The sequence below is a fragment of the Anabaena sp. EIM26 genome (assembly GCF_057568715.1).
On record NZ_CM172472.1, the window covers coordinates 1,755,199 to 1,769,371 of the forward strand.

At 35.4% G+C, this 14,173-nt stretch carries 10 protein-coding genes and 1 pseudogene; 7 read left to right on the plus strand and 4 right to left on the minus strand.

Annotation, left to right across the window (positions count from 1 at the left end; translation table 11 throughout):
- Nucleotides 1-35: 35 nt before the first annotated feature.
- Together AC012T_RS07505 and AC012T_RS07510 are read right to left on the minus strand one after the other, a co-directional pair.
- A pseudogene (locus AC012T_RS07505) lies at nt 36-311 on the minus strand (NAD-dependent epimerase/dehydratase family protein); the annotation flags it as partial.
- Nucleotides 308-1,711 (minus strand): sugar transferase, encoded by a 1,404-nt coding sequence (locus AC012T_RS07510; protein WP_487064466.1) that lies wholly within the window; start codon nt 1,709-1,711, stop codon nt 308-310. The gene AC012T_RS07510 and the pseudogene AC012T_RS07505, both read right to left, overlap by 4 nt.
- 1,253 nt (nt 1,712-2,964) lie before the next feature.
- On the opposite strand from AC012T_RS07510, the gene AC012T_RS07515 reads away from it, so the two are divergent.
- From AC012T_RS07515 to AC012T_RS07530, 4 genes are all read left to right on the plus strand, one after another.
- Complete coding sequence (locus AC012T_RS07515) at nt 2,965-4,332, plus strand: GumC family protein (protein WP_487064468.1); 1,368 nt, start codon at nt 2,965-2,967, stop codon at nt 4,330-4,332.
- Nucleotides 4,286-5,110, plus strand: a complete 825-nt coding sequence (locus AC012T_RS07520) for a CpsD/CapB family tyrosine-protein kinase (protein WP_487064470.1) — start codon at nt 4,286-4,288, stop codon at nt 5,108-5,110. Before AC012T_RS07515 ends, AC012T_RS07520 begins: the two co-directional genes overlap by 47 nt.
- Entirely contained in the window at nt 5,110-6,219 is a 1,110-nt protein-coding gene (locus AC012T_RS07525) for a glycosyltransferase family 4 protein (RefSeq protein ID WP_487064472.1), read from the plus strand. The genes AC012T_RS07520 and AC012T_RS07525 overlap by 1 nt, the downstream gene beginning before the upstream one ends.
- 73 nt (nt 6,220-6,292) lie before the next feature.
- Nucleotides 6,293-7,831 carry a lipid II flippase MurJ gene (locus tag AC012T_RS07530; protein ID WP_487064474.1) on the plus strand — a complete coding sequence of 513 codons (1,539 nt, stop codon included), beginning with the start codon at nt 6,293-6,295 and terminating at the stop codon, nt 7,829-7,831.
- A 257-nt stretch (nt 7,832-8,088) separates the two neighbouring features.
- Here AC012T_RS07530 and AC012T_RS07535 read toward each other — a convergent pair whose 3' ends face one another.
- A complete protein-coding gene (locus AC012T_RS07535) occupies nt 8,089-9,336 on the minus strand; it encodes an ISL3 family transposase (protein WP_487059515.1) in 1,248 nt (415 codons plus the stop codon).
- 163 nt (nt 9,337-9,499) lie between these two features.
- Between AC012T_RS07535 and AC012T_RS07540 the strand changes: the two genes are divergently transcribed.
- Together AC012T_RS07540 and AC012T_RS07545 are read left to right on the plus strand one after the other, a co-directional pair.
- Nucleotides 9,500-10,204: a hypothetical protein gene (locus AC012T_RS07540; protein WP_487064476.1), complete on the plus strand. Its 705-nt coding sequence runs from the start codon at nt 9,500-9,502 to the stop codon at nt 10,202-10,204.
- A gap of 82 nt (nt 10,205-10,286) precedes the next feature.
- Nucleotides 10,287-11,627 (plus strand): transposase, encoded by a 1,341-nt coding sequence (locus AC012T_RS07545; protein ID WP_487059178.1) that lies wholly within the window; start codon nt 10,287-10,289, stop codon nt 11,625-11,627.
- Between the two features lie 314 nt (nt 11,628-11,941).
- On the opposite strand, the gene AC012T_RS07550 is transcribed toward AC012T_RS07545, so the two are convergent.
- Nucleotides 11,942-12,967, minus strand: a complete 1,026-nt coding sequence (locus tag AC012T_RS07550; RefSeq protein ID WP_487064478.1) for an IS630 family transposase — start codon at nt 12,965-12,967, stop codon at nt 11,942-11,944.
- Between the two features lie 242 nt (nt 12,968-13,209).
- On the opposite strand from AC012T_RS07550, the gene AC012T_RS07555 reads away from it, so the two are divergent.
- Nucleotides 13,210-14,064 (plus strand): hypothetical protein, encoded by an 855-nt coding sequence (locus AC012T_RS07555; protein WP_487064480.1) that lies wholly within the window; start codon nt 13,210-13,212, stop codon nt 14,062-14,064.
- Nucleotides 14,065-14,173 lie beyond the last annotated feature (109 nt).

Sequence of the window (14,173 nt, forward strand, 5' to 3'; positions counted from 1 at the left end):
TTTATGAATGTTTTTTTTGGCTTGTGAGAAATCCGGGCGTAGTAGTCAAGGGGATGGATGATTGATTCTGGGACAATCAAACTAGCGGCAAAGTGCAGCACAGCACTAAATTTATGCTGGGCAAAAACTAGATAAAGATGGTCTAGGTCTGCTAAATCGCCGATAATCAAATCGCCGTAAAGCACTGATTTTGGTGAACCTGTAGAGCAATTGTCATAGACGATAATATCGTAACCTGCCGTACCAAGTTGGCGGACAACGTGTGAGCCTATATAGCCTGCACCACCAGTTACTAAAACTTTTTTTCTCATCTACCTTGACCTAAAAAAACTACTCGTATAGTTTTGAAAGCGATCGCTAAATCTAACCAAATGGAATAGTTCTTGATGTAATAGAGGTCGTAAGCCAGCTTTTCATAGGCATCTTCAATTGATGCACCGTAGGGATAGAGTACCTGGGCCCAGCCTGTTATTCCCGGTTTGACCAAATAACGTAGTTCATAGTAAGGAATCGCTTCTTTCAGCTTGGCATCAAACTCTGGACGTTCTGGACGTGGGCCAATCAAGCTCATTTCTCCCCTTAGCACATTCCAAATCTGCGGTAGTTCGTCGATTCGCAACAGACGTAGCCAACGTCCTACTCTAGTAACACGAGGGTCATGTTTATCTGCCCACTGTACCCCGTGTTTCTCAGAATCTTGATGCATGGAGCGGAATTTATACACTCTAAATGACTTGCCATATAAACCTGTTCGTAACTGGCTGTAGAATACTGGGCCTGAACTATCTAATTTAATTGCCAGTATCACGAGCAACATTAGTGGGGATAAAATGACGAGCAAAACCATTACCAGAATCAAATCTACAAACCGCTTTAACTTCATAGTTAAGTAGCCAGGCATCAAGTGAAACCCAGGGCTAAAAGCGAACCACTTATCCTGTAGTAAGTACGAAGGGAGTTTATACCATAAGGTTTCATAAAAATCCGGAAGCCTGTAAATTGGAATACCTCGCAGCCGGATTTGCATCAATTGCTGTACCTGTAGATCAGAAAACTGAATATTGGTTGCTATGATTACGGCAGACCAAGATTCTTGAATCCATTTAGATAAATCATTGAAGTCTCCTACATAATTCAGATTATCCAGTTCTGAACGAGTAGGCTTTTGATCAGCTTCAGGAGTTAGCACAACTAACTTTCCCAATAGATTCAGCTGTAATAGATTTTGTGTGAATTTGATAGCGCTTTCACCTGCACCCAACATCAACCAACGACTTTGCTCAGTGCGCGATCGCACCCATCTCGCTGCCAATAATCTTAACATCACTGCCCAGATGCTAAAAATTCCCAAGCTTGATAGCAAAACGCCCCGTTTAACCAATGTGTGATCCACCCAAGCCATTAGCGCAAAAATAAAAAAACCACTTGCTAAAATGCCGATTAGGGTGCGAGATGGTGTCCTTAATCCCGCAATCTGTCTCTCTGGATGGTAAGTATCAGCCAAATAAAGTCCTACTAGCATTAATAAGACAAAACAGTAAATAAATGGGTCAAATCCGTTAATTGGTTGGCCTAACCGTAACCAAAAAGCAAATAATAAACAAACATACAAGCCAAAAATATCACCTAAAAAAAGGATTATAGGCAGAGTACGTGGTATGTTTGGCAATTTGGTATTATTTGGAGAACTAATGTAACTAGTAAGAGTCATATATTTTATTAGCTTGTATTTTACTCATTTTTGTACAAGGTTTAAATTTCATGCGAACTTACACATTGATTTAGATATAACTGAGGTTAAAACCTTTTATCCTTCTGTTATTACCCCAAAAAAGGATTTACTTTCTGATTTTGATATCCAGATTCACACAATATTGCCAAGATTTAAGCTCCACAAAAAATAACACATTAGTGAATATGCTCAAACATTGGTCAATAATAAGCTGGGATTTTTTTAATCTCAGATTTGTATGTAGCGAACGGACAGAAATGAGGATTAAGGGGTCTTTGATTATTTATATGGAAAACCTGGTTCAACATCATTGAAAGCCTTATTCCACAGGCATTTCATTGAAAACAAGAGCATAATCCTATATAACTCTTGCCCAGTAAAGGTTTGGTTATAATCAATCATCAATCACCATAAAAGAGGCGAAAGATTCAGATTAATATAAATTAGGTGTACAACACATTACGAGAATTAGTATTATACCTTTTGATATATTTCCCTTATTGGGCAAAAATCTCAGGTACTCTTTAAGCCAGAACGTTTCAAGATATCGCTAAATTCTTCCAACAATAAATATCAGATTTCGTCAAGGCAAACTAATGGAAGTTTAGACGGTCTGGTTTGTCCTACAAATCTAGAAAAGCTGAGACGCACAGTCTATAAATTGATATAATGAGCTTTTCTAGAGAATATACTAAAAATACACACATCAGAGCTTATGTGTCTAGCTTTATGCAACGATATTTTTAAAAATTGGCGTTCTAAAATTCCTGCCAATTTGATTCATCATATATCCACTAATTTCCTGGCTGCAAAAAGCAAATAATTAGTGTTATATCAAGTTTTTAACAAGATTAGTATCCAGTAATTATGAAATTTAAATTGATGTTGCATAAGGGCTAGACAGATGAATTATGGTATGTGTATTTTAAGTACATCCTCTAACGACACTTCAAAAAAATAAGCCCAAATTAAGTCCCAACTGGTTTATAGGTATCAACGTGGAATAGCCTCCCATTTTTAAACCTATAATCGAAGTTATTGACAGCAAAATTCATGCTCTTAGGCTACAGATTGCTGTAGGGATAATTGAGTAAAAATTAGTGTGTTTTAAGTAGTTAAAAAATAGGGTATTTTGCCAAAATAAATATCCTGAATCTTTGTTATTGCATACAAAGACAATTCTTTGTTTTTAATAATTGAAATTCGATTTCAATCAGTAACAACATCTTAATATGGAATATAACCAAGAAGATCAAAATTTATCAGAAGTTCAAAATTATTCGCTGGTTTTCAAAAAGTATTGGTTGGTGATAGTAACTATAATCGCCTTTGTTTTTGGATTGACAGGGTTATTAACTTTCACACAAAAACCGATTTATGAAGCTAAAGGTAAACTACTGTTAAAGCAAAGTGAAGCTTCTTCCTTGGCAGGGTTGAACCAAAAAGTGGGAGGGCTGACAGGTCTGAGTAATACAAGCAATCCAGTGGATACAGAAGTACAAATAATTCGTTCTAATTCCATCGTTCAGAAAACTATTGACACACTTAAATTAAAAAATAAACATGGTACACCTCTAACAATTGAGGAATTTATCAAAAAGCTAAGAGTCAACGGAATTCGTGGCACAGATGTGATGGAGTTAGCCTACCAAAGTAATAATGCCACAGAAACTGCGGCAGTTGTTAATACTCTGATGAAAACTTATTGGGAAAATAACATTCTGATTAACCGAACAGAGACTAGATTTGCGAAGGAATTCTTAAGTAAGCAATTGCCTCAAATTGAAAACAGAGTGGCACAAGCAGAAGCTGCTTTACGTCATTTTAAAGATAACAATCAAGTTGTTTCCTTAGAAGAAGAAGCAAATTTAGGTGTACAAGAAATCAAGAATTTATTAAGTGAAATTACCAAAGAACAAGCACAATTAGAAGCCGCCAAAAGTCGTTCTATGGGTTTGCAAAATCAGTTAAGTTTGAGTATTCAGGAAGCATTTAATCTTTCTAATATAAGTCAGTCACCTGGTGTGCAACAGGTGCTAACAGAATATCAAAAAGTACAGGATGATTTGGCTGTAACACAAACTCGCTTGACAGATGAAAATCCAACAGTCAAGAATTTGATGAGCAAAGAACAAGCCTTAAGACAGCAACTAGAAAAGCGAGTTGGAGAAATTGTATATAATCAAGAATCTATACCAGAGAAAAATTTGCAGATTGGACAATTGAAGCAAACACTGACAGCCGAATTGGTGCAATCGCAGGTAGATAAGTTGGCATTAGGAAACAAAATCAGAGTCTTACAAAATGCATTCTTGACCAGCCAAGCACGATTAAGAATGTTACCCCAACTGGAACAACAACAGCGAGCGCTAGAACGACGCTTGCAAGTAGCACAAATGACTTATCAGCAAGTCTTGAAGCAATTACAAGAAATGGAAGTAGCAGAGAAGCAAAAAGTTGGTAATGTGCAGATAGTTTCAGAGGCTTTAATTCCTGACAAAGCTATTTCTCCTAAGATTATCCTCAACTTGGCTCTTAGGTGGATTTTTAGGAGTGCTATTGGGGATTGGTACAGCACTACTGTTAGAAGCTACGGATAAATCACTGAAGACAGTTGAAGAAGTTAAACAGTTGTTGGGTTATCCCTTATTGGGGAGTATTCCTAGCCTAAGTTACAAAGAAGGAATTAGATCAGAACTGCCTATCAGAGACAATCCCTATTCGTTGGCCAGTGCTGCCTTTGAGATGCTGATGACCAACTTGAATTTCACCTTTTCGGACAAAGAATTAAGAGTAATTTTAGTAACTAGTTCCATTCCGAAGGAAGGTAAGTCTTTTGTTGCGGCTAACTTGGCAGTAGCCAAAGCACAGATGGGATACCGAGTGCTGTTGCTGGATGCAGATCTGCGTCGGCCTCGGCAACATGAAATTTGGAAATTGCCTAATGTCATGGGGTTGAGTAATTTGTTGGTAGGTGAGGGTGAATTGACAAAAACGGCACAAGTAATGGTTGGGTTGGAAGTATTAACATCAGGAACCATTCCACCTAATCCTGTTGCACTGATTGATTCTCAGCGTATGGATTCGTTAATTAAAGAATATGCTCAAGAATATGATTTTGTTATTATTGATACTGGATCACTAGCCATAAATGCGGAGGCACAAATTCTCGGCAAATTGGTGGATGGAATGTTGCTAGTTGTCCGTCCTGGAATGGTTGATTCGCGTACAGCGATCGCAGCCAAGTCGCTGGTGGAGCAGTCAGGGCAGTCAGTTTTGGGAATGGTGGTGAATGGGGTTACTACTGAAAGTGGGTCTGGTTACTACCACTTTAGGGGGTATGACGAAAGAAACAAAGTCTACGCAGGGCGATTGTAATGAAAGTAGCAGTAAAATTTTCTCTTTCTAATCGACATCAAGGCGGAAGTGGACGTACCTTTGCTTCCAACCTAGTCAAAGCCTTACATGAAAAGCATATTGACATTAAGCTGTTTACAGAAAGTCCTGATTTATTCTCTGATATACAAGGATTATCAATGCATTATGCGAAAAATCCATTTTTACAAAAATCATCAACAAAAAAAATAACTTCATGGCTTTACCAACAGGCATTTCTTGAAAATGAATTAGTCAGACAAAGTATTGATGTTTTGTATTGTCCTTACAATCATGAAGCTTTATTTTCAACACGAAAAATCCCTCAGGTTATTACTGTGCATGATTTGATTCCGCTCAAATGGCCAGACGACTTTAAGATAACTGCAAGTCTCTGGCAATATCTTTATATCCCAACAATTCAGAATGCTAAGGCTGTAATTACAGTTTCAGAAAATACCAAGCAAGATATCTTGCATTTTTGTAACATTTCTGCGGATAAAGTGTTTGTCGTATCTAATGGATTTTCGGCTTTTAATGATATTAGTGATTCAGGTTTTAGCTATATAGATAACCCCTACATTCTGTATGTTTCTAGCACTCATTATCCTTATAAAAATTTGCTTAAGTTATTTGAATCTTACCATGCTATTCATCTAAATTTTCCGCATAAACTGGTAGTAATAGGAAAATCAGTTCCTAGATTTACTCCACAGATTAAATCAAAAATTGCTGAATTAGGGCTTGCAAAAAAAATATTGTTACTAGAAAATCTCTCTAACCATGAACTAACAAGAATTTATAAAGGTGCAGATTTATTTGTTTATCCGTCAATATATGAGGGATTTGGTATCCCCCCTCTGGAAGCAATGTTTCATGGGATTCCAGTAATTGCTTCAAAAGCAGCATCTATGCCAGAGGTGTGCGGAAAAGCTGCCCTATACATTCAACCTGATTCGGTCGATAGCATAGCAGACGGTATTATCAAGGGACTAACTGACTCCGAACTAAGACAAAATCTTCAACTTGCAGGGCGAGAAAGAGTTAAAAAATTTAGTTGGGAACAGACTGCTAATGAAATATTAGAGGTTTGTCAGATGGCTCTCACCTAAATTCATCAATTGTTCACAGACAGAATCTCTGCTCAGTAAATTCTCAGTTTTTAATAGTGAAGATTAAATATTCATGTTACGTTCATCAGCCATTATTTCTTTACTGTCTTTACTTTCCAGCTTGGTGAATTTCGTTAACCAAGTACTAATTGCAAAGATGTTTGGAGCGAGTATACACTTAGATGCTTATCTGATTGCTGTAACTTTACCATTTTTAATGTCGGGTATAATATCTGGACTATTCGCTTACTCTGTTGTGCCGATTTTAGTTAGACGCAGGACAACAGATCCAGAAGAATATTCATGTTTTGTCGGCTCGATATTTCTTGTATTTATTGTCTTATCAGCTTACGTATCTTGTTTAGCTTATTTTTTTGCCCCCAATTTATTACAAATACTTGCGCCAACTCTCCCAATAAAAATATTGACAGAGGCTACTCTATTGGCACAAATTTCATGGGTAACTCTAACTTGTGTCGTGATAGTAAACTACTTAGTAGCCGTACATAATGCAAAAAAACAATTTATTGTTGGTGTGCTAGTTAACATTTTGCCAACCTTGGGGATGATGACAGGCATGACTTTTCTGGGATCTCACCTAGGGGTAATTAGTCTTCTTTGGGGTTCACTAGCAGGTTACTTAGTAGCCATCCCTTTCTTATATGTTGGGGTAGTTAGGGAAATAAGGTTTAAATTTATTAGCATTAAGCTCTGGCGAGATATACAACCTTTATTTGCCAATGTTCCATTAGTAATGGTTTCAATGTTGTGCTTCACCATTTATGGAACAGTCGATGCTATTTGGGCTTCGCGGTTGGGTTCAAGCAATCTATCATACCTGGGCTACGGTCAACGCTTGGTTATCTCTATCGGTAATCTTGTCGTTTTAGGCCCGTCGCTAGTTTTGATGCCTTACTTAGCTGAACAGGCAGCTATGGGTGAACATACACAATTCAAGAGTATGTTGGCACAAGCATTACGTATCGTGGTCTTATTTTCTTCTATGCTGGCGCTAGTTGTATCTTTCCTCAGTATTCCATTAATTCATTTGCTCTTTCAACGGGGAGCTTTCGATGCTTCTAGTACTTTAGGTGTTGCTTCAGTCTTACCTGGAATGCTATTTGGGATGGTTGCGATGTTAAGTGTTGGCCTGATTTTTAAAGCACTTCATGCCCGTGGAGAGGTAAAATTAACTGTAATTATTAGTATTTTTTGTACAGTATCTTACTTTGGATTATCTGGACTATTAAGTCAGTTAATTGGGCTGCAAGGAATTGTTTCTGCCTATGCAATTACTTGGTGGTTGTCATTAGGAATTTCTATTTTTTGCATTTGGAAAAATGAGTTAAAAAATTGGTTTAGTCCAATAAATATCAGGTTTATTATTTGTTTGTTATCTGCATTAGTAGCTTCGGAGGTGTGTATGCAGGTAGGTAAAAAATTGCTAATTAATTTATTTACTCAAAATAGTACAATTGATTTGATATTATCCACATCTATAACTGCTAGCGTCGGTGTTGTCGCTTTTTTATCTCTTACAGGAGGAGTGTTTCGTATGCCAGAAGTAAGAATTTTGTACAAATCAATTGTAAGTCGTAATTCATCTTCCTAAGAAAAGATTTGTCAATAAAAACTGAAAATAGTATTTTGTACCAAGATAAAATCTTCTTCTCAAAAGAGCCGTACACATTTTAATATTATCTCTGCCACTAATCCTGAAGAGAGCATTATTGCTTCGGTACTCTACTTTAGCAATTTTCCGAATTAATCAACCACCAAAAAGGTAAATTCGATAAATGACAGAATTCGTAAAACTTTTTCCTACTTTCTCTTTCATGATTTTGGCTCTTCAGTAGTTGCTATGCTAAACTAATAATATAGATGCCAATTAAGTAAACATCTAACTCGGAAATTGTCAAAGTTTCTAAACCCATAACTAGAACGTTTGATCAGCTTAAGTTTGTTATTAATTCCTTCTACAGTACCACTAGTTGTTCGGTTATCAAAGTAAGCAATAATTTCATCAAACCAACGAATAATAGTATTGTTACTATTTGGGAAATATTTTTTAGCTTTTGATAGCCACATACCCAGTTTAAAGACTCCCGTATACCAATCACGAGTATTATTAAAAATCGTTCTAATTTTCTCTTTCAGTTCATGCATTACTTTCAATACAGGGGATACATTTTGAACTTGAATAAGTTTGTGTAATTGCTCCTCATTTAAATTCTCTTCATTCTTAAGTAAGGGATATTTACTATTTTTCAGACCTGATAATATTTGTTCATATTTAGATTTTTCTTCTGCTGAATTTGCTTTTTTAATTAACTCTTCTACGCTGCGCTTTTCTTTTTTTCTTTGTGTATCTAGTTCTTTATTTATCTGTGCCATTACATGAAATCTATCTGCTACTACCTGGGCATTTGGCATTAATTCTATGACTAAATTTTTATAGCCTTGCCACAAATCTATACTGACTTCTTCTATTTGTTCTAAAACCTCAAATCCCCATTCCATAAGAGTTTTCTTGATTATTTCTTGCGTACGTCCATTTAATATAGTAATTAGTTGAGATGTATCTAAATCTATTAAGACTGCACAGTAATTACCTTTGCCTTTAATCAGAGCTATTTCATCAAGTCCAAGTCTTTTTAAGTTCAGAGGTTTTAAATTGGGTAATGTTTCGGATGCATCTTTTAGCATCCGTTCTATTTCTTCCGTTGTCACTATACCTTTTGACGCTACACTATGAATATCATTCTCTAAAACTTCTTGTATTGTCTTATGTGCCAGTCGCTTTGTAAAAGTCCTTTTTTTTCTGACAAAATCTAGGTCTTCGCTAAACGGTTTTTTACATACAGCACATTTGAACTGTCGTCTATTAATTTCTAAAAATACTGGCTTTTCTCCAAAAGGTAAGTCTTTAATAATGTGGTGATGGTTTTGATGTAATTTATGGCTTTTTGTGCCACAGTTGGGGCAAGTACCATATGACTTTTTTGATTCGGTTTGTAAAATCATTCCAATCCCACTATGAAGACGATGTGATATGACTTTTACATCATCTAAATCAAGAAGCTCTGTGAGAATTTTAATATCTCTTTTGCCAGTCATAACTCTAACTTTATCTAAAAATACGGTTAATTGTATTTATACTTAACAATATATATTGTTCATATGTCAATACCTGTAAGACTTTTAGTCAGTTTTTAATATGTTTTTTAATAGTATTTTATGCCTACTGCTAATAATTTGGCATAATAGGTAATGAAGAGCCATGATTTTTTTAATAATTTACCTTTTAATTAATTATAGTGATTTTCCAAAAACAGTTTTACTGTGGATAGTATTTTGTTTATACTGTGCTTTTTCTGTATTTTTGGGGTTCAGAGATGTATACTATGACGTTAATTTAGATCCAGGTATTTATCACGAGCAAGCTAAATCTTTATCTTGGAATGAACTATGGCGTGTAAATTTTCCCAAAATCGATATTTTACTACAAGTAATAATGAAGTTTTATTTTACTCTTGTAGGTGATGACACACTGTTACTCATCCTGATCGAAGCTACGATAATTCTGTTAATTTTTATCGGTGTTTCATTACTGACGAAATTTAGTGCTAATTCAGTTTTGCTGGTTATAGCGTTTTTGGTATTCACTAATACGGGAATACTATTGTTTGGTAATTTTTTAAGACAAGGGTTAGCTTTAGGATTATTTGTCAATGTTATGCCTCTGTCCATATTTTTGATAAAGAGAAATACCAAAAACCTGGAGTATAGATTTAGTTTTATTTTTCTTCAGATATGTCAGGTATTCTCACACATATCAAGTATATGTTTATTAGGATGCTTATTTCTAGCTCATACTTTTAAATCAAAAAAAACATTTCAAAAATTCTTATTAGTCTCATTTATATCTTTAATTTTACTAGCACAAGTTTTCTTTGAAAAAGGTTCTTCTCTATCAATACTGTAGCCAAAAAAAGAGTATAAAAAGAGGGCTGATGTAGTAGAGTTATAGTCTTCCACAACGACAACTCGAAAGCCACATACAGCCCATGTTTGACATACTAGCACTGTTGCAATGCCTACTACCAGAAATAAAAGTGACGACGATGCGGCAGTTAAGCCAGATCATCACGGCCATGTTAGCCATGAGCGGGCGAGTCACAATGTTGGGAATATCGCGTTGGACGCTTAGTGGTGGTAGTTATCGGACGGTAATCAGATTTTTTCGTACAGTCATACCGTGGACAACGGTGTTCTGGGTGTTTTTTCGGCGGCATTTGTTCTGCCCAAATGATGTTTATTTGTTGGCAGGAGACGAAGTAGTAATAAGCAAAGCCGGGAAAAAAACCTATGGATTAGATAGGTTCTTTTCCAGTCTAATAAGTAAACCAATATTGGGACTATCTTTCTTTACATTATCATTAGTAAGTGTTCAACAAAGACACTCATTTCCGATTCAGATAGAACAGGTAATAAAAAGCGATGTAGAAAAAAGTAGTGTCTCGCCAAGTCCAGAAGTAAAACCTCAAGAAAAACGTGGACGGGGACGACCAAAAGGAAGTAAAAACAAAAATAAAAAGGAGGTGACTTTTACACCTGAATTGCTAAGAATTAAGAAGATGATTAATGAGCTATTTAAGTTAATAGCTAACTTTATTCCCCTCACTTACTTGGTCGTAGATGGTCACTTTGGGAACAATAATGCTTTGCAGATGGCTAGGCAGGTAAAGTTACACATAATTTCCAAGTTACGTCACGATTCGGCATTATATATACCTTACCACAATCCTGACCCTAATCATCGTTCCCGTCGTAAATACGGAGAGAAGTTGGACTGGCGTAATATTCCTGGGGCATATTTGCGTCAAAGTAGTCTTGAAGAAGATATTAAAACTGATACTTATCAAGCTACTCTACTGCACAAAGAATTTGGCCAACCACTGAATGTAGTTATTTTGGTGAAAACCAATCTCAAAACTAATGCTCGCAGTCACGTAATTCTGTTTTCTAGTGACTTAACTTTATCATCTGAAAAAATAATTGACTACTATAAGTTGCGCTTCCAAATCGAATTTAATTTCCGAGATGCCAAACAGTTTTGGGGATTGGAAGATTTTATGAACAGAGGTCAAACTGCTGTGACTAATGCTGTTAATCTTTCTTTTTTTATGGTCAATTTGTCTCATTATCTTCTAGCTCAGTTTCGTGAAGATAATCCCGGTGCTGGCATTGTTGATCTTCAGGCTTATTGTCGGGGTTTTCGATATGTTCGGGAAATATTAAAAATGCTTCCGCAACAGCCTGAGCCTATTTTATTATCCCAGATTTTTGCCAAGCTTACCTCTCTTGGTCGTATTCACAATGCTTCTACAGCCGTTGAACCCTCGTAATTTGGCTACAGTATTGCTCTATCCCCAGTAATTTATTCCGCATATCAAGATGTAGTGAATGAAGAAGGCACGACCAAAATATTTTCTAAATTAACTATTGATACCATTGCTATCTTGATATTAATCATCTCCAAAAAAATCATTATTAAATTTGAGAATACCAATTTTGACTTGTTACTCATAATTTGTATTTTCCTGTTTATAGCCTGCCTGATATACTATCCTTTCCCTGTTATGTCTCTACGTTTAGAGTACTATCTTAATTTCTTAATTATCTTAGCGTTAGCTTCGTTAGTATAGCAATCCTAAATCATTCATGAGAAAACACCATACTCATAAAGTTTTGGAAAGTCAAAAATTTGACAATGAATGGATAACTCAAATAACGCCTTGACTACAGTAAAAGAATGACAGAAAAAATAAAACTCTCTAATTAATCGTTTTGCTTGTAGCCAAATATCTTCTACAGGATTCTGTTGTGGTGCATTCGGGGCAAATCTCAAGCAGGTAATCCACCATTGTTCTTTTTCAAGTTCACGATTTAATGAATCTAGATAATCTTGAATTTCTTGTGAACGATGATAACTTGCACCATTCCAAATTATTAAAAGTTTGGCTCCAGGTCGCTGTTTTTGAAGATATTCTAAAAAATTAATTGTGTTTTTAGAGTCACCTTTTTCAGCTTTATACGTGAGAAATTCTTTGGTTTTATAATCCAATGCACCGAAATATGTTTGTTTATCACGAGCATTTACTACTGGTATTGTTACTCGTTCACTAGTTTTCCCCCAAACATACCCTATTATATCCCCCCAAAGTAAATGACATTCATCTACCATGAACACAACTAGGTCTCCTGTCTCTATTTGAGGCCGTCGCGTCTCCAACAACTCACAAATCTCTTTTTTTTTTGAATCTACTAATTCTTGGTTATATTTTGGATTATTTGCTTGAGTTTTCTTCCAACTAATACTGGCAGCATCAAATAAATCGTAGTAACTTTGTTTTGAGGAGAATGTTACTCCATATTCTGAGGCAATATAGTACTCTAATTCATTTAAAGTCCATCTGTCTTTGGTTTGCAACCATTCCATTACCTCGGCACGTTGAAGCTCATCTAGAAAACCTTTACTTCCTTTATGCCCTAGTTTTAACCCTTCCAGCCCCAGTTTAAAAAATGCTTTTTTATAGGTACTAATGAAGCCAGATGAGACACCTAATATTGGCATTATCTCTTCATGCTTGTATCCACATAACAGCATTTTTACTGCTGTAGCTCGCTTGATTTCACGTGGCTCTTTATTATTTTTGATAAAATCTTCTAATAATTGTATCCACATCACCACACCTGCACCTTGGTTTCAAACGTTACTTTTAAGCTCTCTCCGTATTTTCTCATGAATGATTCCGGATTGCTATAGCTAGTGAAAGGATAAATAAATCCGTAGTGAAAATAATCATGTTTTTCTCAATCGCTTCCATGTATGCTTATTCATTTCTAGTGTATGAGAATCCTTCTATCACTAGATATTTAGTATTCTAAGGACAGGCTTTGCTCAAATTCTACTTAATTGTAATGAATATGATTGATAAATTACAGCCAAATCAGTATATGCAAAATATGTCAATTCTGATCTGTTCATCTGATAAATACAAGTCTTTGTGGAATCTGCATTTTGATTTTTTAAATAAGTACTGGTCAGATTGTCCATATCCAGTTTATCTAGGAACAAATTCATTAAAATTTGAAAAAATTAAAACTCTTGTAGCCAGAGGTAATCGTAATCGTCTAACCTGGTCATCATACTTACTCGAATGGCTGAATCAAATTGAAACTGAATATGTTCTATTAACACTGGATGACTTTATTCTCCGGAGACAAGTTATTAGTTCGGAAATCAACGATTGTCTAGACTTTGTCATAAATAACAATATTGATTGCCTCAGACTTGTCCCGCGTCCGTTCCCATTCTATAGAGACAATGAGAAGAGATTATTTGGTAGATATGATGAAAGAATGCCCTTTTTTCTTTCTCTTCAAGCTTCTATATGGAAGAAAAATACACTTCTGTCCTTAATAGTGGAAGACGAAAGTATATGGGAGTTTGAAATGTACGGAAGTTCTCGATCAAAATCGCCTATAAAATTAAGTTTTTACGGTATTTATAGAAATGTATTTGATTATGGAGAACATATTATTGATGGGGGAAAAATGTTAAGAACTTCGACGTACAATCTACCAATAAAAAAATATAATTTGGATTTTTATTATAATCCAATACAAGTAGAATTTATGATTCTCTTGAAAAGATTATTTTATTTTTTTATTCACAGACAGCCTGCATCATTAAGAATTATATCCATCAATCTAGTAACTTCCATATTGAAGAGTAATACTGTTCATAAGAAAACTATAGCGGCTAACAAATCACAGTAGTTATAGTATGCAGATACAAGAAACCAGTATCTGCTTTTCAGCCGAACAAATTTATTCTTTAGTCAACCAACCTTTTTTATTGTTTTTTAGCAAGTCTCCTTTATTTTGG

Bases quoted from the DNA above. Each gene is read 5' to 3' on its own strand.
- AC012T_RS07510 (WP_487064466.1), bottom strand. From the start codon at position 1,711: ATGACTCTTACTAGTTACATTAGTTCTCCAAATAATACCAAATTGCCA.
- AC012T_RS07515 (WP_487064468.1), top strand. From the start codon at position 2,965: ATGGAATATAACCAAGAAGATCAAAATTTATCAGAAGTTCAAAATTAT.
- AC012T_RS07525 (WP_487064472.1), top strand. From the start codon at position 5,110: ATGAAAGTAGCAGTAAAATTTTCTCTTTCTAATCGACATCAAGGCGGA.
- AC012T_RS07530 (WP_487064474.1), top strand. From the start codon at position 6,293: ATGTTACGTTCATCAGCCATTATTTCTTTACTGTCTTTACTTTCCAGC.
- AC012T_RS07535 (WP_487059515.1), bottom strand. From the start codon at position 9,336: ATGACTGGCAAAAGAGATATTAAAATTCTCACAGAGCTTCTTGATTTA.
- AC012T_RS07540 (WP_487064476.1), top strand. From the start codon at position 9,500: ATGATTTTTTTAATAATTTACCTTTTAATTAATTATAGTGATTTTCCA.
- AC012T_RS07545 (WP_487059178.1), top strand. From the start codon at position 10,287: ATGTTTGACATACTAGCACTGTTGCAATGCCTACTACCAGAAATAAAA.
- AC012T_RS07550 (WP_487064478.1), bottom strand. From the start codon at position 12,967: ATGTGGATACAATTATTAGAAGATTTTATCAAAAATAATAAAGAGCCA.
- AC012T_RS07555 (WP_487064480.1), top strand. From the start codon at position 13,210: ATGATTGATAAATTACAGCCAAATCAGTATATGCAAAATATGTCAATT.